23 protein-coding genes and 1 riboswitch are annotated in these 20,819 nt (G+C 73.3%); of the genes, 11 read left to right on the top strand and 12 right to left on the bottom strand.

Annotated elements, in window-relative coordinates; genetic code table 11:
* Positions 1 to 46: 46 nt before the first annotated feature.
* From ACFYUZ_RS21990 to ACFYUZ_RS21980, 3 genes are all read left to right on the top strand, one after another.
* The gene (locus ACFYUZ_RS21990) at positions 47 to 1,072 is read left to right on the top strand and encodes a 6-phosphofructokinase (RefSeq protein ID WP_389311719.1); all 1,026 of its coding nucleotides are present in this window, start codon (positions 47 to 49) and stop codon (positions 1,070 to 1,072) included.
* Between the two features lie 102 nt (positions 1,073 to 1,174).
* On the top strand, positions 1,175 to 2,125 hold the full coding sequence (locus tag ACFYUZ_RS21985; protein ID WP_389311717.1) for a cytochrome c oxidase assembly protein: 951 nt from the start codon (positions 1,175 to 1,177) through the stop codon (positions 2,123 to 2,125).
* 210 nt (positions 2,126 to 2,335) lie between these two features.
* Entirely contained in the window at positions 2,336 to 2,536 is a 201-nt protein-coding gene (locus tag ACFYUZ_RS21980) for a hypothetical protein (protein WP_389311715.1), read from the top strand.
* A gap of 16 nt (positions 2,537 to 2,552) precedes the next feature.
* On the opposite strand, the gene ACFYUZ_RS21975 is transcribed toward ACFYUZ_RS21980, so the two are convergent.
* Complete coding sequence (locus ACFYUZ_RS21975; protein ID WP_389311713.1) at positions 2,553 to 3,566, bottom strand: DUF3048 domain-containing protein; 1,014 nt, start codon at positions 3,564 to 3,566, stop codon at positions 2,553 to 2,555.
* 78 nt (positions 3,567 to 3,644) lie between these two features.
* On the opposite strand from ACFYUZ_RS21975, the gene ACFYUZ_RS21970 reads away from it, so the two are divergent.
* On the top strand, positions 3,645 to 4,343 hold the full coding sequence (locus ACFYUZ_RS21970) for a lysophospholipid acyltransferase family protein (RefSeq protein WP_389312173.1): 699 nt from the start codon (positions 3,645 to 3,647) through the stop codon (positions 4,341 to 4,343).
* An 85-nt stretch (positions 4,344 to 4,428) separates the two neighbouring features.
* The gene (locus ACFYUZ_RS21965) at positions 4,429 to 5,463 is read left to right on the top strand and encodes an NAD-dependent epimerase/dehydratase family protein (RefSeq protein WP_389311711.1); all 1,035 of its coding nucleotides are present in this window, start codon (positions 4,429 to 4,431) and stop codon (positions 5,461 to 5,463) included.
* A gap of 52 nt (positions 5,464 to 5,515) precedes the next feature.
* Here ACFYUZ_RS21965 and ACFYUZ_RS21960 read toward each other — a convergent pair whose 3' ends face one another.
* The 8 genes from ACFYUZ_RS21960 to ACFYUZ_RS21925 all read right to left on the bottom strand — a co-directional run bounded on the left by ACFYUZ_RS21960 (position 5,516) and on the right by ACFYUZ_RS21925 (position 12,578).
* Positions 5,516 to 7,093 (bottom strand): alpha/beta hydrolase, encoded by a 1,578-nt coding sequence (locus ACFYUZ_RS21960; RefSeq protein ID WP_389311709.1) that lies wholly within the window; start codon positions 7,091 to 7,093, stop codon positions 5,516 to 5,518.
* A gap of 143 nt (positions 7,094 to 7,236) precedes the next feature.
* On the bottom strand, positions 7,237 to 7,980 hold the full coding sequence (locus tag ACFYUZ_RS21955; protein WP_389312171.1) for an urease accessory protein UreD: 744 nt from the start codon (positions 7,978 to 7,980) through the stop codon (positions 7,237 to 7,239).
* Entirely contained in the window at positions 7,977 to 8,654 is a 678-nt protein-coding gene (gene ureG / locus ACFYUZ_RS21950) for an urease accessory protein UreG (protein WP_389311707.1), read from the bottom strand. The genes ACFYUZ_RS21955 and ureG overlap by 4 nt, the downstream gene beginning before the upstream one ends.
* Positions 8,655 to 8,717: 63 nt before the next feature.
* Entirely contained in the window at positions 8,718 to 9,383 is a 666-nt protein-coding gene (locus tag ACFYUZ_RS21945; protein ID WP_389311705.1) for an urease accessory protein UreF, read from the bottom strand.
* A 9-nt stretch (positions 9,384 to 9,392) separates the two neighbouring features.
* The gene (locus tag ACFYUZ_RS21940) at positions 9,393 to 11,114 is read right to left on the bottom strand and encodes an urease subunit alpha (RefSeq protein WP_389311703.1); all 1,722 of its coding nucleotides are present in this window, start codon (positions 11,112 to 11,114) and stop codon (positions 9,393 to 9,395) included.
* Positions 11,107 to 11,466 carry an urease subunit beta gene (locus ACFYUZ_RS21935; RefSeq protein ID WP_389311701.1) on the bottom strand — a complete coding sequence of 120 codons (360 nt, stop codon included), beginning with the start codon at positions 11,464 to 11,466 and terminating at the stop codon, positions 11,107 to 11,109. The genes ACFYUZ_RS21940 and ACFYUZ_RS21935 overlap by 8 nt, the downstream gene beginning before the upstream one ends.
* A 14-nt stretch (positions 11,467 to 11,480) precedes the next feature.
* On the bottom strand, positions 11,481 to 11,783 hold the full coding sequence (locus tag ACFYUZ_RS21930) for an urease subunit gamma (RefSeq protein ID WP_030686168.1): 303 nt from the start codon (positions 11,781 to 11,783) through the stop codon (positions 11,481 to 11,483).
* Positions 11,784 to 11,945: 162 nt separating this feature from the next.
* Entirely contained in the window at positions 11,946 to 12,578 is a 633-nt protein-coding gene (locus tag ACFYUZ_RS21925) for a TetR/AcrR family transcriptional regulator (RefSeq protein ID WP_389311699.1), read from the bottom strand.
* A 104-nt stretch (positions 12,579 to 12,682) separates the two neighbouring features.
* Between ACFYUZ_RS21925 and ACFYUZ_RS21920 the strand changes: the two genes are divergently transcribed.
* Complete coding sequence (locus ACFYUZ_RS21920; RefSeq protein WP_389311697.1) at positions 12,683 to 13,681, top strand: ABC transporter permease; 999 nt, start codon at positions 12,683 to 12,685, stop codon at positions 13,679 to 13,681.
* A gap of 130 nt (positions 13,682 to 13,811) precedes the next feature.
* Here the strand turns inward: ACFYUZ_RS21920 and ACFYUZ_RS21915 are convergent, their stop codons facing one another.
* Positions 13,812 to 14,090, bottom strand: coding sequence for a type II toxin-antitoxin system Phd/YefM family antitoxin (locus tag ACFYUZ_RS21915; RefSeq protein ID WP_123458727.1), 279 nt, complete (start codon positions 14,088 to 14,090; stop codon positions 13,812 to 13,814).
* A 63-nt stretch (positions 14,091 to 14,153) separates the two neighbouring features.
* Between ACFYUZ_RS21915 and ACFYUZ_RS21910 the strand changes: the two genes are divergently transcribed.
* The 3 genes from ACFYUZ_RS21910 to ACFYUZ_RS21900 all read left to right on the top strand — a co-directional run bounded on the left by ACFYUZ_RS21910 (position 14,154) and on the right by ACFYUZ_RS21900 (position 16,086).
* Positions 14,154 to 14,771, top strand: coding sequence for an ATP-dependent Clp protease proteolytic subunit (locus tag ACFYUZ_RS21910; RefSeq protein WP_389311695.1), 618 nt, complete (start codon positions 14,154 to 14,156; stop codon positions 14,769 to 14,771).
* A gap of 7 nt (positions 14,772 to 14,778) precedes the next feature.
* Positions 14,779 to 15,084, top strand: a complete 306-nt coding sequence (locus tag ACFYUZ_RS21905) for a hypothetical protein (RefSeq protein ID WP_389311693.1) — start codon at positions 14,779 to 14,781, stop codon at positions 15,082 to 15,084.
* A 400-nt stretch (positions 15,085 to 15,484) separates the two neighbouring features.
* A riboswitch (cyclic di-AMP (ydaO/yuaA leader) is annotated at positions 15,485 to 15,606 on the top strand.
* A 3-nt stretch (positions 15,607 to 15,609) separates the two neighbouring features.
* Positions 15,610 to 16,086, top strand: coding sequence for a C40 family peptidase (locus ACFYUZ_RS21900; protein ID WP_389311691.1), 477 nt, complete (start codon positions 15,610 to 15,612; stop codon positions 16,084 to 16,086).
* 138 nt (positions 16,087 to 16,224) lie between these two features.
* Here ACFYUZ_RS21900 and ACFYUZ_RS21895 read toward each other — a convergent pair whose 3' ends face one another.
* Both ACFYUZ_RS21895 and ACFYUZ_RS21890 read right to left on the bottom strand, forming a co-directional pair.
* Positions 16,225 to 16,662, bottom strand: coding sequence for an ATP-binding protein (locus ACFYUZ_RS21895; protein WP_389311689.1), 438 nt, complete (start codon positions 16,660 to 16,662; stop codon positions 16,225 to 16,227).
* Positions 16,663 to 16,832: 170 nt separating this feature from the next.
* Positions 16,833 to 18,035 carry an 8-amino-7-oxononanoate synthase gene (locus tag ACFYUZ_RS21890; protein ID WP_389311688.1) on the bottom strand — a complete coding sequence of 401 codons (1,203 nt, stop codon included), beginning with the start codon at positions 18,033 to 18,035 and terminating at the stop codon, positions 16,833 to 16,835.
* A gap of 143 nt (positions 18,036 to 18,178) precedes the next feature.
* Between ACFYUZ_RS21890 and bioB the strand changes: the two genes are divergently transcribed.
* Both bioB and ACFYUZ_RS21880 read left to right on the top strand, forming a co-directional pair.
* Positions 18,179 to 19,420 (top strand): biotin synthase BioB, encoded by a 1,242-nt coding sequence (gene bioB, locus ACFYUZ_RS21885; RefSeq protein ID WP_389311686.1) that lies wholly within the window; start codon positions 18,179 to 18,181, stop codon positions 19,418 to 19,420.
* The gene (locus tag ACFYUZ_RS21880; RefSeq protein WP_389311684.1) at positions 19,413 to 20,693 is read left to right on the top strand and encodes an adenosylmethionine--8-amino-7-oxononanoate transaminase; all 1,281 of its coding nucleotides are present in this window, start codon (positions 19,413 to 19,415) and stop codon (positions 20,691 to 20,693) included. The genes bioB and ACFYUZ_RS21880 overlap by 8 nt, the downstream gene beginning before the upstream one ends.
* The last annotated feature ends 126 nt before the right edge of the window (positions 20,694 to 20,819 follow it).

The following is a 20,819-nucleotide window of genomic DNA, read 5'->3' as shown; positions in this document are numbered from 1 at the left end:
ACGACGTGGTCCGGGAGTCGGCCCACGTTGCAAAGGTTTTTGGGCTATGCGCATTGGCGTGCTCACCTCCGGCGGAGACTGCCCCGGTCTGAACGCTGTCATCCGTTCCGTCGTGCACCGCGCCGTGGTCGACCACGGCGACGAGGTCATCGGCTTCCACGACGGGTGGAAGGGCCTCCTGGACTGCGACTACCGCAAGCTCGATCTCGACGCGGTGGGCGGCATCCTGGCCCGGGGCGGCACCATCCTCGGCTCCTCCCGGGTCCAGCCCGCGCACCTCGTCGACGGCGTCGAGCGTGCCAAGGGCCACGTCGCCGACCTCGGTCTCGACGCCGTCATCCCGATCGGCGGCGAGGGCACCCTGAAGGCGGCGAACCTGCTCTCCGAGGCGGGACTCCCGATCGTCGGCGTCCCGAAGACGATCGACAACGACATCGCCTCCACCGACGTCACCTTCGGCTTCGACACGGCCGTCACCGTCGCCACCGAGGCCCTCGACCGGCTGAAGACCACCGCCGAGTCGCACCAGCGGGTCCTCGTCGTCGAGGTGATGGGCCGCCACACCGGCTGGATAGCGCTGCACTCCGGCATGGCCGCCGGCGCGCACGCCGTGGTCGTGCCCGAGCGCCCCTTCGACATCGACGAGCTGACCTCGCGGGTCGGCGAGCGCTTCGAGGCCGGCAAGCGGTTCGCGATCGTGGTCGTCGCCGAGGGCGCGAAGCCGCGCGAGGGCTCGATGGACTTCAAGACCGCCGGCACCGACATCTACGGCCACGAGCGCTTCACCGGCATCGCCAACCAGCTCTCCGCCGAGCTGGAGCGGCGCCTCGGCAAGGAGGCCCGCCCGGTCATCCTCGGCCACGTCCAGCGCGGCGGCACGCCGACCGCGTACGACCGCGTCCTCGCGACCCGCTTCGGCTGGCACGCCGTCGAGGCGGCGCACCGCGGCGAGTTCGGCATGCTGACCGCGCTGCGCGGCACGGAGATCACGATGGTCCCGCTGGCCTCGGCCGTGGAGACCCTCAAGACGGTTCCGGCCGACCGGTACGTCGAGGCGGAGTGCGTGCTCTGACGACTCCCGTACGTCACCACCGCCCCCGGTCGCGATCGCGGCCGGGGGCGGTTCTAGTCTGGTGCGGACAACAAGCGCGAATCGGGCTCCAGGAGTGTACGGATGGATCACAGCGGGCACGGCATGACCACGGATCTGCCGCCGTTCACGCTGGGGCGGGGCCTGGAGTTCTCCCCTGACCTCTTCTTCCTGATCGGATGCCTGGCGGCACTCGGTCTGTACGGCTGGGGCGTGGCGCGGCTGCGGCGGCGCGGTGACGCGTGGCCCGTCGGCCGGACGGTGCTCTTCACCGTCGGCGTGCTGACGATCGCCCTGGTGATGTGCACCAGGCTCAACGACTACGGCATGGTCATGTTCAGCGTGCACATGGTGCAGCACATGGTGATCTCCATGCTGTCGCCGATCCTGCTGCTACTCGGCGCGCCGGTGACCCTCGCGCTGCGGGCGCTGCCGGTGGCGGGCCGCGGCTCCCTGGGCCCGCGCGAGCTGCTCCTGAAGCTGCTGCACAGCCGGTACATGCGGGTGATCACGCACCCGGCGTTCACCATCTCCATGTTCATCGCGAGCCTGTACGCGCTGTACTTCTCGCCGCTGTTCGACTTCCTGATGGGGTCGAAGGTCGGGCACATCGGGATGATGGTCCACTTCCTGATGGTGGGCCTGATCTTCTTCTGGCCGATCATGGGCGTGGACCCGGGCCCGCACCGTCCCGGATACGTGATGCGGATGCTGGAGCTGTTCGCGGGAATGCCGTTCCACGCGTTCTTCGGCATCGCGATGATGATGGCGACCGAGCCGCTGGTGGAGGCGTACAAGAACCCGCCGGCCTCGCTCGGCATCGACGCCCTCACCGACCAGAACGCCGCGGGCGGCATCGCCTGGGCCTTCAGCGAGATCCCGTCCGTGCTGGTGCTGATCGCGCTGGTCTACCAGTGGTACCACTCCGAGCAGCGGCAGGCCGTCCGCAAGGACCGGGCGGCAGACCGGGACGGCGACAAGGAGCTGGAGGCGTACAACGCGTATCTGGCTTCGCTGCGGGCGCGGAGCCGCTGACGCTCGGGATCCAGGATTCTGAATCCTGGATCCAAGATCTTGGATCCTCGCCCCCTCTTCCCCCCTTCCGGGCCCGGTGCCGCTTCGGCGCCGGGCCCGGTTCGCGTTCCGGCGCACGCCGGAGCGTCCCGGGAGTAGCGCGCGCCCCTCTCGTGGGGTCACGATGGGCTGGACGGCTTGCGCGGCCCCGGTCGGGAGGAGGGCGGGCTGATGTCCGGTCCCACGAAGACGATGACGGTGCTCACCGGCGTGGCGCTGGTGCTGACGACGGCCTACACGGTGGCGCTCGGCAGCAGCGGCTGGCTCTGGTTCGGTCTGGTGGTCCTCGTCGTGGCGACGATCGGGATGGCGGCGGCGGACAGCTCCGTACCACCGTCTCCCGGGCCCCGCCCGCCGGGCACCACGTCCTGACCGGCGGGACGCCCCCCTACGCGCGCGGGGCCAGGACGATCCAGGTCTGGCCCGGGGCGAAGGACAGGGGCGCTCCGGCCGGGGTGGTGAAGGTGGTGCCGGATCCGGCGGAGGGGCGGGACCAGCGGGCCTCGTGGGCGCGCCCGTCGCGCAGGACGAGGGCGGTTCCGCTGCCGACGGTCTCGCTGTACGGGGAGACCGAGCCGAAGCGGTCGTGGAAGCGGGAGGGGCGGATCGTGACGTGCTGGACGACGACCGTCTTCGGAGTGAGCGGACCCGTGTCGGTGGCGCGGGCCTCGCGGCCGTCCATGGCCACGTGCCAGGCGTGGTCGGCGGCGGACCAGGTGAAGGTGTAGCGGGCCGCCGGGTAGCGGACGGTCGAGGTGGTGACCGGGGTGCCGCCGGGCGGGGCGGGCCCGAAGCGGAAGCCGATGTCCCGGGCGTCGCCGGCCCGCGGTGCGGCGGCGAGGGCGCGGCCGGGGCGCAGATAGAGGTTGTGCGGGGCCGGCCGGTCCGGTGAGCGCAGGAAGGCCCGGGGTGCGGTGCTCTCCGTGACGAGGTCGAGGGGGGCGGCCCGGAGGAGCGGGGTGAGGGCGGACTGGGCGCCGGAGTAGGCGAGGACCGGTCGGCCGTAGTCGGCGAGCAGGGCGATGTCGGACTCACGGGCGCTGCGGACGGGGCCGGTGAGGTCGGGGAGGCGTGAGGAGTAGACGGCCAGGAGGCGGGTGACTCCGCCCTCGACCTGCTCGACGTAGACGAGGTCGGCGGCGCCGAGTCCGGTGTGGGGGCGGGCCGCCGGCACGTTGTCGATCTTCACGGTCAGGACGGGCGCGGGCTTCGCGGGAAGTCCGGTGAAGGGCGAGAGCCCGGTGGCGGGGGCGGTGGGGGTGGCGGGCGCGGTCGTCGGCGTGGGGCGCGGCTGCGGCGGCGGGCCCGAGTCGGAGCAGCCGTACAGCCCGGCCGCCGTCAGCGCGCACAGCAGCGCGGTGAGGACGCGGCCGGGGCGCCTGGTTCCGCGCTCGCCCGTCATGTGACGCTCCCCCACCAGTGGACCACGGGCCCGTGCGGGGATACAACGGGCGTGACGGACGACGAACGGGGGTCGCGGGTGTTCTACCAGCTGATGAAGCACGTCCTGCTCGGGCCGCTCCTCAGGCTGCTGTTCCGGCCGCGGATCGAGGGGCTCGAGCACGTCCCGGAGGAGGGGGCCGCGATCGTCGCGGGCAATCACCTCTCCTTCTCCGACCACTTCCTGATGCCGGCCGTCCTGGACCGGCGGATCACCTTCCTCGCGAAGCAGGAGTACTTCACGGGTCCGGGGCTCAAGGGCCGGCTGACGGCGGCCTTCTTCCGGGCCGCCGGGCAGATCCCGGTCGACCGGTCGGGGAAGGAGGCCGGCCGGGCGGCGATCCGGGAGGGCCTGGGCGTCCTGGGCCGGGGCGAGTTGCTCGGGATCTATCCGGAGGGGACGCGTTCGCACGACGGGCGGCTCTACAAGGGCAAGGTGGGGGTGGCGGTGATGGCGCTGACCGCGGGGGTCCCGGTGGTGCCGTGCGCGATGGTGGGGACCTTCGAGATCCAGCCGCCGGGGAAGGTCGTGCCGAGGATCCGCCGGGTCACCATCCGGTTCGGGGAGCCGCTGGACTTCTCCCGGTTCGCCGGGTCGGCGGGCGAGAGGGCGGTGGTCCGGGCGGTGACGGACGAGATCATGTACGCGATCCTGCGCCTGTCGGGCCAGGAGTACGTGGACGAGTACGCGGCGGTGGTGAAGGCCACCGGGCCGCGTGGTGACGCACCGTCGGAATAGTTCCCGCGCGGGGAACGCCGAGGGCGGATCCGCGCACGGCGCAATCCCCTGGGCCGCGGCGCCGGGCGGCCGTAACGTCCCTGGCATGACCAAGGGAAACGCGTTCGTGCTGGGTGGGACGGGACAGGTGGGACGGGCGGCCGTGCGGGCGCTCGTCGCGGACGGCTGGGAGGTGACGGCCGCCTCGCGGGGCGGCGCCAGGGACGACGGGTGGCCGGACGAGGTCCGGTCGGTCCGGCTCGACCGGAACGAGGAGGGCGCGCTCGCGGCGGGCCTGGGCGACGGGTGCGACGTGCTCGTGGACATCGTCGCGTACGACGCCGGTCACGGCCGGCAGCTGACGGGCCTGGCCGACCGGATCGGTTCGGCGGTGGTGGTGTCGAGCGGGGCGGTGTACGAGGACGAGCGGGGGCGGAGCTTCGACACCCAGGACCGGCCGGACGGTTTCCCCGCCTATCCGGTGCCGCTCGCGGAGGACTGGCGTACGGTCGCGCCCGGCGACACCACGTACGGCACGCGGAAGATCGCCCTGGAGCGGGAGCTGCTCGCGGCGGGCGACGCGCTGCCGACGACGCTGCTGAGGGCGGGCGCCGTCCACGGGCCGTACTGCCCCGGGCCGCGCGAGCTGTGGTTCGTGAAGCGGGCGCTCGACGGGCGGCCGGTGCGTGTGCTCGCGTACGGCGGGACGTCGCGGTTCCACCCGGCCCACGTCGACAACATCGCGGAGCTGGTCCGGCTCGCGGCGGCGGCCCCCGGCAGCCGGGTGCTGAACGCGGCGGACCCGGAGGCGCCGACGGTGGCGGAGATCGGGGCGGCGATCGACGCGGTCCTGGGGGCGGAGAGCGAGACGGTGCTGATGGAGGGGGCGCCGCAGGGCACCGTGGGGCTCACTCCGTGGACGTCGGAGCATCCCATCGTCTACGACATGACGGCGGCCGAGCGGGAGTTGGGGTACCGGCCGGTGGTGTCGTACGCGGAGTCGCTGCCGGAGACGGTCGAGTGGCTGGCCGGGCAGCTGAAGGGGCGGGAGTGGCGGGACGCCTTCCCCGGTCTCGCGAAGTACCAGGTGGATTTCTTCGACTACGCGGCGGAGGACGCCTGGCTGGCGTCCCGGTCATGACGGAAGGGGCGGCCGTCGGACGGCCGCCCCTCCCTTCACGCCGTGCGGGGTGTTACGGCTTCGGGGTGGCGTGCGGCTCGCACGTCACGTCCTGGCTGTCCACCTTGCCGGTGAGCAGGTACGTCTCGACCCGCGGGTTGATGCACGGGTTCACCAGACCGGTGACGCCGTGCGAACCGGCGTCCTTCTCGGTGATGAGACGCGAACCCTTGAAGCGCTTGTGCAGCTCGACCGCGCCGGCGTACGGCGTCGCCGCGTCACGCTCGGACTGGACGATGAGCACCGGCGGCAGGCCCTTGCCGGTCTTGACCTGGGTCGGCTTCTGACGCGGCGCGGACCAGGTGGCGCACGGCAGGTTCATCCAGGCGTTCGCCCAGGTCATGAACGGGTACTGCTCGTGGAGGGCCGAGTTGTCCCGGTTCCACCGGTTCCAGTTCGTCGGCCAGGGCGCGTCGGCGCACTCGACGGCGGTGTAGACGGCGTTGCCGTTCTCCGACGCGATGTTGCCGGCCGTGTCGGTGAGGTCCGCGGCGGCGCCGTCGATCAGCGGCTGCGGGTCACCCGCGGCGTACGCGCTCCAGGCCTCGGCGACCGGGGCCCACGAGGAGTCGTAGTACGGGGCGCTCTGGAAGAAGCCGATGAGCTCGGCCGGTCCGACCTTGCCGCCCAGGGGCTCCTTCTTGGCGGCGGCGCGCAGGGTCACCCACTGCTGCTGGACCTCCGCCAGGGTGTCGCCGAGGTGGTAGGTGGCGTCGTTCTGGGCGACCCAGTTCATCCAGTCCTTGAGGCGGCCCTCGAAGGCGATGTCCTGCTCCAGGTTGGCCTGGTACCAGATGTTGCTCTTCGCCGGGTTGACCACGCTGTCGACGATCATGCGACGCACGTGGTCCGGGTACAGCGTGCCGTAGACGGCGCCCAGGTAGGTGCCGTAGGAGACGCCGATGAAGTTGAGCTTCTTCTCGCCGAGCGCGGCCCGGATGACGTCGAGGTCACGGGCGGTGTTGCGCGTCGTCATGTAGGGCAGCATGTCGCCGCTCTTCTCGGCGCAGCCCTTGGCGTACTCGGCGGCCAGCTTGCGCTGGGCGAGCTTGTCCGCCTCGCTGTCCGGGACCGGGTCGAGCTTGGGGCCCTTGACGAACTCGGTCGGGTCGACGCAGGAGATGGGCGCCGAGTGGCCGACGCCGCGCGGGTCGAAGCCCACGAAGTCGTACGCCTTCGCGGTGTTCACCCAGAGCGGGCTCTTGGTGGTGACCCGGCGCGGGAAGCGCAGGCCGGAACCGCCGGGGCCGCCCGGGTTGTAGAGCAGCGCGCCCTGGCGCTCGGCGGCGGTGCCGGTGGACACGGCGCGGTCCACGGCGATCTTGATCTTCTTGCCGTTGGGCTTGGCGTAGTCGACCGGGACGGTGACCCAGCCGCACTGGATGGGCTTCGCGAAGCCCCAGTCGGCCGGGCAGTCCTGCCAGTCGATGCCGGCCTTGGCGGCCTCGGCGGCGGCGACGGCCGCGCCGCGCGCCTCGGCGTCCCGGTCCTGGCCGGTGACGGCACCGGCCGTCGGCGCGGCGAGCGCGGTCGCCATGAGCGTGCCCGCTATCAGAGTGCCGGCAGAGCCGAGCACTGCTGTGCGTCTCAATGGTCCTCCCCCTGAAGGAGTCTGTGTGTCCGGGGGATCCTTTCGTCCCTGGGGCTCAAGACGAAAGGGCGTACACCTGTTTCTTTGCCGAACCAATAACCGGTGAGTGGTGTACCGCTGAGCGGTACGGCTTCGAGGAAGGGTCAGAACGGGGCGAGTTCGGACAAAGCCTCATCGAGGAGCCGGCGCAGCGCGAGCGCGTCGGGGGCGACGGCGGTGGCGAGGACGGCGGGGCCGGCGAGCGGGCTGACCACGGCGTTCTCCCCGAACGGCCGCGCCTCCACCGGCGTCTCGGCGAACGCCGGGTCGACCACGAGGAGTTGGCCGGTGGCCCGGTGGCCGCCGAGGACCGCGCCGCCGTCCCAGCCGCCGGGCGCCCCGGGGCCGAAGGCGAGCTCCTGGTCGAACAGGGGGCGGCCGGCGCGACGGACGGTGAGACGGGTGACGAGGGTGCCGGGCGGTTCGCCGTGCCGGCCGAGGACCTGCTCCTCCCGGAGGACGAGCCGCGCCGTGGGCGCGAGGTCGACGGTGGTGCGCATCCGCAGGTGCGAGCCGGCCGCGGAGACGAGCTGCTCGGGCAGCCAGCGGAGCACCGCCCCGTCGCCGACGGCGATCCGCACGTCGTACGCGGCGGGGTCGGCGCTCCGGCCGGGCAGGGCGAGGGTGGCGGCGGCCGAGTCGACCTGGAGCCGGGCCCCGTCCCGCACCTCGGTCTCGATCGCCAGCCGGTCGCCGCCGAGCGGGGCGCTCATCGCCCCGACGACGGTGACCCGGGTGTACGGTCCGGCGGCCCGGGTGCGGCGCAGGGCGAGGGGGCCGTCGCTCACCAGGAGCGGCAGTCCGCCGTCGGCGTCGGCGGTGATCCGGGCGGTGGCGCGCAGGCTCACGCGGTCCACGCCGCGAGCCGTGCCCGGACCCAGTCGGCGACGGGCGCGACGCCGTTCTCGCCGCGCAGGGAGGTGAAGGCGACGGGCAGGTCGCCGCGCTGCTCCTTCGCGTCGCGGGCCATCCGCTCCAGGTCGGAGCCGACGTACGGGGCGAGGTCGGTCTTGTTGATCACGAGGAGGTCGGCGGTGGTGACGCCGGGGCCGCCCTTGCGGGGGATGTCGTCGCCGCCGGCCACGTCGATGACGAAGATCTGGGCGTCGACGAGTCCCTTGGAGAAGGTGGCGGTGAGGTTGTCGCCGCCGGACTCGACGAGGACGAGGTCGAGGGGGCCGACGCCGTCCTCCAGGTCCTCGACCGCTTCGAGGTTGGCGGAGATGTCGTCGCGGATGGCGGTGTGCGGGCAGGCGCCGGTCTCCACTGCCTGGATGCGCTCGGGCGGCAGGACGGCGTTGCGGAGGAGGAACTCGGCGTCCTCGCGGGTGTAGATGTCGTTGGTGACGACCGCGAGGGAGAGGGTGTCGCGCAGCTCCCGGCAGAGGGCGGCGACGGTGGCGGTCTTGCCGGAGCCGACGGGTCCGCCGAGTCCGATGCGCAGGGCGCGGCGGGTGCCGTCGGGACGGTGGGCGTCGGCGGAGACGGCGCCGTGGTGGGTGTGGGCGTGATCGAGGTGCACGGGGGCTCCCGGGTGCTCGGGCCGGTGGTGGGGTGGTGCTCGGGGCGGTGCGAGGGGCGGTGCTCAGGACGCGAAGAGGCGGACGGGCCAGGCGGCGTGCTGTTCGGCGGTGAGGTCGAGCAGCGGCGCGGAGGCGGCGGGCAGGTCGTCGACGACGCCCTGCCGGGCGGCCGCGGCGGCGCGCTCGGCCACCCGGTCCATCTCGGGCGTGAGGCGGGCGAGGACGGCGGTGGCCTGGTAGGGGTCGAGGCTGAGGAGGCGGACGGCCGCGGTCGCCGGGCCGCCGACCGTCTCGTACGCGACGCAGTGCGCCGCCTCCTCGGGGCCGAGCCCGGCGGCCCGCGCCGCGGTGCCGAGGACGACGGGCTGGTGGGCGCCGCGGGGGAACGCGGCGGCCAGCGCGTCGAGTTCGGGGCTCGGCCAGGTGGCGCGGGCGGCCCGCATCAGCTGGCGGCCGAGTCTGCGGGCGGCGGCGCGCAGGGCCGCCGAGGGCGTGCGGGCGTCGGCCGCCGCGTCGAGTTCGTACGGGTCGAGTCCGTGCGCGGCTCCGGCGGCGAGCGCGGCCGAGGTGAGGCCCGTGGTGTGCAGACGGCCCCGGCAGAAGGACTCCAGGTCGGCGGCGTCCTTGATGCGGCCCGCCCTGACGGCGGCCTCGGCGCCGCCGGAGTGGGCGTGCCCGCCGGCGGGGAAGCGCCCGTCGGCGAGCACGAGGAGTGCGGAGAGTGTCATCAGAAGGGCTCAGAAGAGGAAGTAGCGCTGGGCCATGGGAAGTTCGGCGGCGGGCGCCGGTTCGACGGTCTCGCCGTCGATGCTCACCGAGAAGGTGTCGGCGTCGACCTCGACCCGGGGCAGGGCGTCGTTCTCGCGCATGTCGGCCTTGGTCACCCGCCGGGTGGAGCCGATGGGGACGAACTCCTTGTGCAGGCCGAGCTTCCGGGGCAGGTCGTCCTCGATCGCCGCCCGGGCGACGAAGTTGACCGAGCCGGCCGCCGCGGCGCGGCCGAGCGCGCCGAACATCGGGCGCGGCAGGACCGGTTGCGGGGTGGGGATGGAGGCGTTGGCGTCGCCCATCTGCGCGTAGGCGATCTGGCCGCCCTTGACGACGACGAGCGGCTTCACGCCGAAGAAGGCGGGCTCCCAGAGGACCAGGTCGGCGAGCTTGCCGGGCTCGACCGAGCCGACGAGGTGGTCCATGCCCTGGGCGACGGCCGGATTGATCGTGTACTTGGCGACGTAGCGGCGGGCGCGGTGGTTGTCGGCGCGGCCGTCGCCGGGCAGGGCGCCGCGGCGCTTCTTCATGACGTGGGCGGTCTGCCAGGTCCGCATGATCACCTCGCCGATCCGGCCCATGGCCTGGGAGTCGGAGGAGATGATCGAGATGGCCCCCAGGTCGTGGAGGACGTCCTCGGCGGCGATGGTGGAGGGCCGGATGCGGGACTCGGCGAAGGCGAGGTCCTCGGGGACGGCCGGGTTGAGGTGGTGGCAGACCATCAGCATGTCGAGGTGTTCCTCGATGGTGTTGACGGTGTGCGGCCGGGTCGGGTTGGTGGAGCTGGGCAGGACGTGCGGCTCGGAGACGACGGTGATGATGTCGGGGGCGTGCCCGCCGCCGGCGCCCTCGGTGTGGTACGCGTGGATCGTGCGGCCGGCGATGGCGGCCAGGGTGTCGCCGACGAAGCCCGCCTCGTTCAGGGTGTCGGTGTGGATGGCGAGCTGGGCGCCGGTCTCCTCGCAGACGCTCAGACAGGCGTCGATGACGGCGGGGGTCGCGCCCCAGTCCTCGTGGATCTTGAAGCCGAGGGCGCCGCCGCGCAGCTGGGAGCGCATCGCCTCCCGGGACATGGTGTTGCCCTTGCCGAGCAGGCCGATGTTGACGGGGAAGGTGTCCAGCGCCTCGAACATCCGGGCCATGTGCCAGGGGCCGGGCGTGATGGTGGTCGCCTTGGTGCCCTCGGCCGGTCCGGTGCCGCCGCCGACGAGGGTGGTGACTCCGGTGGCGAGGGCCTGCTCGACGACGGTCGGCGAGATGAAGTGGACGTGGGTGTCGACGGCGCCCGCGGTGACGATGCGGCCGTTGCCGACGATGATCTCGGTCTCGGGGCCGATGACGAGGTCGGGGTGGACGCCGTCCATGGTGTCGGGGTTGCCGGCCTTGCCGAGCGCGGTGATCCGGCCGTCCCGGATGCCGATGTCCGCCTTGACGACGCCCCAGTGGTCGATGACGACGGCGCCGGTGATGACGGTGTCGGGGGCGCCCTCGGCCCGGGTGGTGCGGGCCTGGCCCATGGACTCGCGGACGACCTTGCCGCCGCCGAAGACGGCTTCCTCGCCGGCGCGGCCGGGGCCGCCGCAGCGGTCCTCCTCGATCTCGACGAGGAGGTCGGTGTCGGCGAGGCGTACGCGGTCGCCGGTGGTGGGGCCGAACAGGTCGGCGTAGACGGCGCGGTGGAGGTCAGGCACGGTCGCCGTCCTTGTCCTGTTCGGTGGCGTCGGAGGGGCCGGTGGCGTCGAGGGGGCCGGCGGTCTCGCCGCGCAGGCCGGGCACGATCCGACGGCCCGCGATCGGGACCAGTTCGACCTCGACGGGGATGCCGGGTTCGAAGCGGACGGCGGTCCCGGCGGCGATGTGCAGCCGCTGCCCCCGGGCGGCGGCGCGGTCGAGGTCGAGGCCGGGGTTGACCTCGGCGAAGTGGTAGTGGGAGCCGACCTGGACGGGCCGGTCGGCGGCGTTGAGCACGGTGAGGCGGGTGACGGGACGCCCCTCGTTGAGGGCGACGGGTCCGTCCGCGTACAGGATCTCTCCGGGGATCATCGGCGGCCGCCCGTTCAGACGATGGGGTCGTGGACGGTGACGAGCTTGGTGCCGTCCGGGAAGGTGGCCTCGACCTGGACGTCGTGGATCATCTCCGGGATGCCGTCCATGACCTCGTCGCGGGTGAGCACCTTGCGCCCGGAGGCCATCAGCTCGGCGACCGTCCGGCCGTCCCGGGCGCCCTCCAGGATGTGGGAGGTGATCAGTGCGACGGCCTCGGGGTGGTTGAGCCGCACTCCCCGGGCCCGACGCTTCTCGGCCACATCGGCCGCCACATGAATGAGCAGGCGCTCCTGCTCGTGCGGGCTCAGCTGCACTCTTCCACCTCACAGTCGTCGACCGGATCTGACCCGGACAGCTGCGGACCCTACCGACCGTCAACACTCTGTTGAACTGCGGAGATGCGGTACGCGGCCAGACATTGCACGTTAGGGCGGAAGTTTTTCCGGCTCGTTAACCCCGGCTTTGCGTTTCCATGATCATCGAATCGGTTCGGCGCCTCCGGGCACGGACATCGACATCAGGCCACGGAGCCCGTCCTGCAGGACCTCGACGGCCACGTCGCCGAAGAGCGCCTGCTGGGCGATGAGGCCCTGAGCGGTGGCGATGAGGGTGCGGGCCACGTGGTCGGCGGGGACGTCGGCGCGCAGGAGACCGCTCTCGCGGTAGGCGGTCACCAGCCTCGTCCAGGCGGCCCGCATCCCCTGGTAGCCCTCGGAGAGGGTCTCGGCCAGCGCCTCGTTGCGCAGGGTCTCGGTCCACACCTGGATGATCAGCCGCGCGAAGGCCTGTCGGTCCGCGCCCTCGACCCGCTCCTCCAGGAAGAGCCGGAGCACCGCGCCGAGGAGGACGTCGGGGGTGGGCGGCGGGGTCGCCCGGGAGGCCTCCTCGAAGGCGCCCCGGATGCCGGCGAAGGCCTCGGTCGCGATGGCCCCGATCAGCTCCTCCTTGCCGCGGAAGTAGCGGTAGACCGCACCCGCGGACAGGCCCACCTCGGCGAGCACGTCCTGCATGGACGTGGCGTGGAAACCGTTGCGGGCGAAGCAGCGCGCGGCGCCGTCGAGGATCTGGCGGCGCCGGGCGTCGAGGTGTTCCTGGGAGACACGTGCCATGGGGCCGAACTTAAAACGAATATTCATTCTTGACAACTTCCCAGCGACGGCGCACGCTGAGCCCACGTAAAACGAACGATCCTTCGCTTTGAATCGAGGCCGCCATGCCCGCCGCCACCACCCCGCCGGCCGCCGGCCGCAGAACCCTCGCCGTACTCCTCCTGATACCGGTCGTCGCCGCCCTCGCCCTCTCGGTCTTCGCCTGGCCCGCCGCGCGCCTCGCCCCCCGCGACCTGCCCGTCGGGGTGGCCGGACCCGCCGCCGCGGCCGACGCGGTCGAGCGGGGACTCGGACGGCACGAGGGAGCCTTCGAGATCCACCGTTACGCGGACGCCGGTGCCGCCCGGGCCGCGATCGAGGACCGGGACGTGTACGGCGCGGTGGTCGTCACGCCCAGCGGCACGGAACTCCTCACCGCCTCGGCGGCGAGCCCCGTCGTGGCCGGGCTGCTGCGCGAGGCCGTGACCGCGCAGGCCCCGGCGGGAGCGCCGGTCCGGGTCACGGACGTGGTCGCCGCACCGGCGGGCGACCCGCGCGGCGCCGTGCTCGGCGCGAGCCTGCTGCCGCTCGCCCTGGTCGGGGCGGCCGCGGGCGTCGCCACCGTCCTGCTCGGGCTCCGCGGGGCCGGGGCGGTCGCGACCCTGGTGGGCGCGGCGGCGCTCGCCGGACTCGTGGGCGCCGCGCTCGCCGACAGCTGGCTCGGCGCGCTGACCGGCGGCTGGTGGGCCGAGGCCGGGGTCCTCGGGCTGACCGTCCTGGCCATCGGCTCGGCCTTCGCGGGGCTCGCCACCCTGCTCGGCAAGCCCGGCTTCGGGCTCGCAGCCGCCCTGACCGTCCTTTTCGGCAACGCCTTCTCGGGGATGTCGAGCGCGCCGGAGCTGCTGCCCACGGGGGTGGGCGCGCTCGGCCGGTGGCTGCCGCCGGGCGCCGGGGGCTCGGCCCTGCGGTCGGTGTCCGCCTTCGACGGCGCGGCGGCGGGCCGCCCGCTGCTCGTCCTCTCCCTCTGGGCCGTGGCCGGGCTGGCCGCGACCGCGTTCGGGGCTCGGCGCCGCCGGGCGGAAGCGGCTCCCGCCCCGGCGCAGGCTCCGGTGCCGGTGGGCTGAGAACCCCGGTCCAAGACCGCCGCGTACCCCCGCTGCAGCGGACGGGGGTGCGCGGCTTTTCGCGCTGCCCGCGCGCGGGGGCCGGCGCCCGCCCGCGCGGGTCCGTGCCGCTCCGCCCGCCCGCCCGCCGTCAGGAAGCGCCGGGGTCGCGGTGGTGGGCGGCGATGCCGAAGCGGCGCTGTTCGCCGGGAGCGGAGTCGACCGGGTGCAGCCCGGAGAGCGAGCTGACCACCTGCTCGTCGGCGGGCTTCTCCGCCGCCTCCAGTTCTTCCAGGTCAGCGGCGGAGACCAGGGCGACGAGCGGCTTCCCGTGGCGGGTCACGACGACGCGCTCCCCGCCGTAGACGACGCGGTTGATGAGGTCGGCCAGTTCAGCCCGCGCTTGCGTCACCGGGATCTCGTAGGTCATGCTCCCCATCTTACGGCCTGTACGTCCTGTACATTTTTTACAGACAGCTGGAGGTGCTCAGCCATGGACGCCCGTCATGTCCTGCCCGAGTTCACGGAGCGGACGAGCTTCGGAACCCGGACCCTCGACCCGTACTCGAAGCTCCTCGAATCCCGGATCGTCTTCCTCGGCACGCCGATCGACGAGACCTCGGCCAACGACGTCATCGCCCAGCTCCTGCACCTCGAATACGCCGCCCCCGACCAGGACGTCGCGCTCTACGTCAACTCCCCCGGCGGCTCGATCAGCGCCATGACCGCCATCCACGACACGATGCGGACGCTCGCCTGCGACGTGGAGACCACCTGCCTGGGCCAGGCCGTGTCCACCGCCGCCGTGCTGCTCGCCGCGGGCACCCCCGGGAAGCGGCACGTCCTCCCCGGCGCGCGGATCACCCTCCGGCAGCCGGCCGTGGACGAGCCCCTCCGGGGACAGCCGAGCGACCTCGACATCCACGCGCGCGAACTGCTCCGGCTGCGCGCCCTGACGGCCGGGATGCTCACCGAGTACACCGGGCAGAGCCGGGACCGGATCGACGCCGACCTCGACCGCCTCACCGTCCTGGACGCGCCCGCGGCCGTCGCGTACGGACTGGTGGACCACGTGATCACGAGCCGGCGCGACGCCGGCGCGACGCGGTGAGCCGGCCGTGGTGCCCGAGCTGCCGCCGCTGCCCGCACTGACGCGGGCCGAGGGCCAGTTGATCGACGCGTACCTCGAAGTCGTCGACCTCCTGGGGAAGATCAACCCATCCAGGGGCATGCATACCTATGGGGCGCTCCGGGCGGCACAAGCGCTGGTGGGACGCGCGGAGGCGCTGCGCGAGGCCCTGACGGTCATGCATATGCGGGGCGAGAGCGAGGTGCACGCGGACACCCTGGCGCGCGCCCTGCGGGTGTTGGACGGCGAGCGCCGCGCCGACCGCGTCACCGTCCCCCGCGCACGGGCGAGTTGACATTCCGGCATGTCGTGTCGAGGTCCGTACGGCCGACACGCGACGCAGGATCGCTCCCTCGTTCGGCGTAGTCGATGAGTCGACATATGTGCGGGGTGAGTTGCGCAACAGGTGTACGCATCTGGCGGAATGGGACGTTCCATCGCTGGTGCGGGGCTCGTAGCCCAAACCTCCGGCGATCACGAAAGCAACCTGTCCACCCGAATGGATCAGTCGTGAGGAGCCTCACATATGGCCGTTTCAACTCGGATTTCGCCCCGGGTGTAGGTCAAGATCCCTGTCGACGACAAGCCCCCGCCATCCGAGGCGGGGCGGTCCGGGCGGACGCCGAGTCCTGCCGCCGTCCCGGACGTCTGGTCGACAGGAGTGGATCGGCAGGAGTGGAGGACCCGAGCAGTACGGGACGTACGCGCTGTTTCCGCAGCGGGGCCGTCCCTTGGGGTGAAGCCGCAGCCGCGGCCGGGCATCTTCGCCAGCCCGAACCCGACAGGTCATCCTTCGCAGGCGGCTGACGAAGGGTTGCGCATGACTGCGCAGATGCACGTCCCGTCCCTGCTGTCCCGGGCCGGAGCCGTCTCGGCTCTCACCCTCGCCGCCGTCGGCGGCACGATGCTCGCACCGGGTGCGGCACCCGAGGCCCAGGCGGCGACCACCTACGCGAACAAGGCACTGAGCGTCGCCGCGTCCAAGAAGGGAGCCCCCTACCGGTACGGGAGCGCCGGGCCGTCCCGGTTCGACTGCTCCGGTCTGACGCTCTACGCGTACAAGAAGGCGGGCAAGTCGCTGCCCCGCACCGCGCAGCAGCAGTACAACAGCACCCGGCACGTCTCCGCGTCCGGCAGGCAACAGGGGGACCTGGTCTTCTTCCACTCCGGCGGGAGGGTCTACCACGTGGGCATCTACGCCGGCAGCGGCAAGATCTGGCACTCGCCCAAGACGGGATCCTGGGTGAAGCTCGACAAGATCTGGACGTCGAAGGTCTATTACGGCCGCGTCCGATGACGCCCGCCGGGCACTGACCCGGCCCCGGGCCCGGACGGGCCCGTGACCCCGCCCCAGGGGTGCGGTGGCGCCGCCGCACCCCTGCGCCGGGGAGCGCCGGGGCCCGTCCCCGGACAGGGCCTGTCTCCGGATCGGTCCCTAGACGTACGAGACGGCCTCCTGGGCCCACGGGAGGGTGATCCAGACGGTCTTGCCGCCCTCCTCGGTCGGAGTGACCGAGAGCCGCCCGCCCGCCTCCGCCGCCAGGGAGCGGATGATGACCATGCCCCGGCCGTTGTCCTGCTGGACCGCCGCCGGAAGACGGCGCGGCCAGCGCGGGTGGCTGTCGGTGACGCCGATGTGGAGGCGCTCGTCGCGCTCCAGGCGGACGTCGACCGTGAAGGTGGGCGACTGCCCGAAGGTGTGCAGGACGGCGTTGGTGGCCAGTTCCGAGACCATCAGGCGGATCGCGTCCGCCAGGTCGTCGGCACCGTCGAGGCCCCATCCGTCGAGGACCTCCGCGACGTACCGCCGGGCGGTGGGGACCGACGCGGGATCGCTCGGCAGCGTGACGGATGCTTCCTGGTGGTCTGCCATGGCGACGCTGTCCCTTTCCCGCCGGGGCTTCGGCCCCGGATCGCGCTACGCGTCAGAGTGCCACCGATCGTGCCGCCCCGGCAGGCGTTCCACCAAGATATGTCCCCATCTGTCGCCCGAAGCGGTGAACTCTGCTGCCGGAGAACGTCCTTGGACCTCCCGACGGGTCGTCAGACCCGCGGTGCGGTCCGCAGGACCGTCTCCACCGCACGCCCGATCTCCGCGTCCGTCAGGTCGGCCCGGGCCGTGAGGCGCAGCCGCGAGATGCCGTCGGGGACGGACGGGGGCCGGAAACAGCCGACGGCGAGGCCCTGTTCGCGGCAGTCCGCCGCCCAGCGCAGCGCCGCCTCCGGGGAGGGCGCGTGGACCGAGACGACGGCCGCGTCGGGCCGGGCGGAGGTCAGCCCGGCCTCCGTGAGCAGCCGGTGCAGCGCCCCGGCGACGGCGCGGGCCCGCGCGGCGAGACCCGGTTCGGCCGCGATCAGGCGGAGGCTCGCGAGCGCTCCGCCCGCGGCGGCCGGGGCGAGGCCGGTGTCGAAGATGAAGGTGCGGGCCGCGTTCACCAGGTGCTCGATCACCCGGGCCGGGCCGAGGACGGCACCGCCCTGGCTGCCGAGGGACTTGGAGAGGGTGAGGGTGGCGACGACGTCCTCGTCGCCCGCCAGCCCGGCCTCGTGCAGGGCGCCCCGGCCGCCGTCGCCGAGGACGCCGAAGCCGTGGGCGTCGTCGACGACCAGTCCGGCGCCGTGCGCGCGGCAGGCCTCGGCGAGCTCGGGGAGCGGGGCCTTGTCGCCGTCCACGGAGAAGACGGAGTCGCTGACGACCAGGGCCCGGCGTCCCGGGTGCGCGTCCAGGGTCTTGGCGACGGCCTCGGCGTCGGCGTGCGGGACGACGGCGGTCTCGGCGCGCGCGAGGCGGCAGCCGTCCACGATCGAGGCGTGGTTGGAGGCGTCGGAGACGATCAGCGCGTCCCGGCCGCCGAGCGCGGTGAGCGCGGCCAGGTTCGCGGTGTAGCCGGAGGAGAAGACGAGGGCCGCCTCGAAGCCGCAGAACTCGGCGAGTTCGCGCTCCAGACGGGTGTGCAGCCGGGTGGTGCCGGTGACGAGCCGCGAGCCGGTGGAGCCGGCGCCCCAGCGCCTGGCCGCCTCGGCCGCCGCCTCGGTGACCTCGGCGCGACGGGTGAGGCCGAGGTAGTCGTTGCCCGCCAGGTCCAGGAGGTCCGACTCGGCCGCCCGGGGCCGCAGCGTCCGGACGAGACCGGCCTCGGCCCGGCGGCGCGCCTCGGCGTCGGTCCAGTCGAAGGCGGTGCGGCGCGGGTCCGCGGCCCGTGCGTCGTCGGCGCCCGCGGCGCGTGCGTCCTCGTCCCGTGGCATGCGGCGATCCTTTTGTAGGCAGCGCACAGACCCTAACCGCAGGACGCCGAGGTGGGGATGTGGTCATCCACACACCTCGATCGGGGGCGTTTGTTCGGTTCCTCCTTGGCCCGGGGGCGGGCGGTAGGCAAGGATCTGCGGTTATGGACCTGCTGAACACGCTGGTGGAGAAGGGGCTGCGGCGCGAGCTGCCGACCCGTGAAGAAGCGCTCGCCGTGCTGGCGACCTCCGACGACGAACTGCTCGAGGTGGTGGCGGCGGCCGGCAAGGTGCGCCGTCAGTGGTTCGGGCGCCGGGTGAAGCTGAACTACCTGGTCAACCTGAAGTCCGGTCTCTGTCCCGAGGACTGCTCGTACTGCTCGCAGCGGCTCGGCTCGAAGGCGGAGATCCTCAAGTACACGTGGCTGAAGCCGGACGAGGCCTCGCAGGCCGCGGCGGCGGGTGTCGCGGGCGGCGCCAAGCGGGTCTGCCTGGTGGCGAGCGGCCGCGGCCCGACGGACCGGGACGTGGAGCGCGTCGGCAAGACGATCGAGGCGATCAAGGAGCAGAACGAGGGCGTCGAGGTGTGCGCCTGCCTCGGTCTGCTCTCGGACGGCCAGGCGGAGCGGCTGCGGGAGGCCGGCGCCGACGCGTACAACCACAACCTGAACACGTCCGAGGCGACGTACGGGGACATCACCAAGACCCACACCTACGCGGACCGTGTGGACACCGTGCAGAAGGCGCACGCCGCCGGTCTGTCGGCCTGCTCGGGTCTGATCGCGGGCATGGGCGAGAGCGACGAGGACCTGGTCGACGTCGTCTACGCGCTGCGCGAGCTGGACTCGGACTCGGTGCCGGTCAACTTCCTGATCCCCTTCGAGGGCACCCCGCTCGCCAAGGAGTGGAACCTCACCCCGCAGCGCTGCCTGCGGATCCTCGCGATGGTCCGCTTCGTCTGCCCCGACGTCGAGGTGCGGATCGCCGGCGGCCGTGAGGTGCACCTGCGGTCGATGCAGCCGCTGGCGCTGAACATCGCGAACTCGATCTTCCTCGGCGACTACCTGACCAGCGAGGGCCAGGCCGGCCAGGCCGACCTGGACATGATCGCGGACGCGGGCTTCGAGGTGGAGGGCGCCGGCACGACCACCCTGCCGAAGCACCGCGCGGACGCGCTCGCGGCGGCGGGCGCGGCGGGCGGCTGCGGTTCGAAGGCCTCGGCGGGCTGCGGCTCGGAGGCCTCCGCGGAGGGCGCGGGCTGCGGTGCGCACGCGGAGGAGGGCGGCGGCTGCGGTCCCTGCGGCGGTCACGCGGCGCCGGCGGCGCCCGCGGCCGGCGAGGCCCGCACCGACCTGGTGGCCGTGCGCCGCCGGGGGGCCGGCACGGACCTCGCGCCGAATGCGTAACGACGAACTCCTCGCCCTGGACCGGGCGCACGTCTGGCATCCGTACGGCCCCATGCCGGGCCGGGCGGAACCGCTGGTCGTCGCGTCCGCGTCCGGTGTGCGGCTCCGGCTCGCCGAACCCGTCGAGGGACAGGAGGAGTTGGTCGACGGCATGTCCTCGTGGTGGTCGGCGGTCCACGGCTACAACCACCCCGTGCTCAACGAGGCGGTGCGCGGCCAGCTGGAGAAGATGAGCCACGTCATGTTCGGCGGGCTCACCCACGAGCCGGCCGTCCGGCTCGCCGCCCGGCTCGTGGAGATCACCCCGGAGCCGCTGCGGCACGTCTTCCTCAGCGACTCTGGCTCGGTCTCCGTCGAGGTCGCGGCCAAGATGTGCCTGCAGTACTGGCGTTCCCTGGGCCGCCCCGAGAAGCAGCGGCTCTTCACCTGGCGCGGCGGCTACCACGGCGACACCTGGCAGCCGATGTCCGTGTGCGACCCGCAGGGCGGGATGCACGAGCTGTGGTCGGGGGTGCTCCAGCGGCAGGTGTTCGTGGACGCCCCGCCCGCCGGGTACGAGGAGTCGTACGCGGAGCTGCTGCGGGCCCGGATCGCCGAGCACGCGCACGAGCTGGCCGCGGTGGTCGTGGAGCCGGTCGTGCAGGGCGCGGGCGGCATGCGCTTCCACGACCCGGCGTATCTGCGGGTGCTGCGCGAGGCCTGCGACGCGCACGACGTGCTGCTCGTCTTCGACGAGATCGCGACCGGGTTCGGACGGACGGGCACGCTGTTCGCCGCCGGCCAGGCCGGGGTCTCCCCCGACGTGATGTGCGTGGGCAAGGCGCTGACCGGCGGCTATCTGTCGATGGCGGCGACCCTCTGCACGAGCCGCGTCGCCGACGGGATCTCGCGCGGCGAGGTCCCGGTCCTGGCGCACGGGCCGACCTTCATGGGCAACCCGCTGGCCTCGGCGGTCGCCCTCGCCTCCATCGACCTGCTGCTCTCCCAGGACTGGCAGGTCGAGGTCAAGCGGATCGAGGCGGGCCTGCGGGAGGGGCTCGCCCCGGCGGCCGACCTCCCGGGCGTCCGCGAGGTGCGGGTGCTCGGCGCGATCGGCGTCGTCCAGCTCGACCACGAGGTCGACATGGCGGCGGCGACGCGCGCGGCGGTCCGGGAGGGCGTGTGGCTGCGCCCGTTCCGCGACCTGATCTACACGATGCCGCCGTACGTGACGGGCGACGAGGACGTGGCCCGGATCTGCGCGGCTGTACGGGCGGCGGCAGCGGCGGGCTGACCCTCCGTCGTGGGGGGGCCGGCCCCCCGGGGCGGCGCCCCCCCCCGGGGGGCGCCCCCCCCCCCGCCCCCGGGGGGCCGGGCCGGGGCCCCCCCCCCCCCCCCCCCCCCCCCCCCCCCCCCCCCC

The organism is Streptomyces sp. NPDC004266, assembly GCF_042874095.1.
Taxonomy (GTDB): domain Bacteria; phylum Actinomycetota; class Actinomycetes; order Streptomycetales; family Streptomycetaceae; genus Streptomyces.
This window is presented reverse-complemented; position numbering and strand designations above follow the sequence as displayed.

What these genes read in the sequence shown, in the direction of transcription:
- ACFYUZ_RS21920 (WP_389311697.1), top strand. Translation starts at nt 12,683, where the DNA reads ATGCCCGCCGCCACCACCCCGCCGGCCGCCGGCCGCAGAACCCTCGCC.
- ACFYUZ_RS21895 (WP_389311689.1), bottom strand. Translation starts at nt 16,662, where the DNA reads ATGGCAGACCACCAGGAAGCATCCGTCACGCTGCCGAGCGATCCCGCG.
- ACFYUZ_RS21935 (WP_389311701.1), bottom strand. Translation starts at nt 11,466, where the DNA reads ATGATCCCCGGAGAGATCCTGTACGCGGACGGACCCGTCGCCCTCAAC.
- ACFYUZ_RS21945 (WP_389311705.1), bottom strand. Translation starts at nt 9,383, where the DNA reads ATGACACTCTCCGCACTCCTCGTGCTCGCCGACGGGCGCTTCCCCGCC.
- ACFYUZ_RS21880 (WP_389311684.1), top strand. Translation starts at nt 19,413, where the DNA reads ATGCGTAACGACGAACTCCTCGCCCTGGACCGGGCGCACGTCTGGCAT.
- ACFYUZ_RS21990 (WP_389311719.1), top strand. Translation starts at nt 47, where the DNA reads ATGCGCATTGGCGTGCTCACCTCCGGCGGAGACTGCCCCGGTCTGAAC.
- bioB (WP_389311686.1), top strand. Translation starts at nt 18,179, where the DNA reads ATGGACCTGCTGAACACGCTGGTGGAGAAGGGGCTGCGGCGCGAGCTG.
- ACFYUZ_RS21915 (WP_123458727.1), bottom strand. Translation starts at nt 14,090, where the DNA reads ATGACCTACGAGATCCCGGTGACGCAAGCGCGGGCTGAACTGGCCGAC.
- ACFYUZ_RS21975 (WP_389311713.1), bottom strand. Translation starts at nt 3,566, where the DNA reads ATGACGGGCGAGCGCGGAACCAGGCGCCCCGGCCGCGTCCTCACCGCG.
- ACFYUZ_RS21980 (WP_389311715.1), top strand. Translation starts at nt 2,336, where the DNA reads ATGTCCGGTCCCACGAAGACGATGACGGTGCTCACCGGCGTGGCGCTG.
- ACFYUZ_RS21925 (WP_389311699.1), bottom strand. Translation starts at nt 12,578, where the DNA reads ATGGCACGTGTCTCCCAGGAACACCTCGACGCCCGGCGCCGCCAGATC.
- ACFYUZ_RS21910 (WP_389311695.1), top strand. Translation starts at nt 14,154, where the DNA reads ATGGACGCCCGTCATGTCCTGCCCGAGTTCACGGAGCGGACGAGCTTC.
- ACFYUZ_RS21965 (WP_389311711.1), top strand. Translation starts at nt 4,429, where the DNA reads ATGACCAAGGGAAACGCGTTCGTGCTGGGTGGGACGGGACAGGTGGGA.
- ACFYUZ_RS21890 (WP_389311688.1), bottom strand. Translation starts at nt 18,035, where the DNA reads ATGCCACGGGACGAGGACGCACGCGCCGCGGGCGCCGACGACGCACGG.
- ACFYUZ_RS21900 (WP_389311691.1), top strand. Translation starts at nt 15,610, where the DNA reads ATGACTGCGCAGATGCACGTCCCGTCCCTGCTGTCCCGGGCCGGAGCC.
- ACFYUZ_RS21985 (WP_389311717.1), top strand. Translation starts at nt 1,175, where the DNA reads ATGGATCACAGCGGGCACGGCATGACCACGGATCTGCCGCCGTTCACG.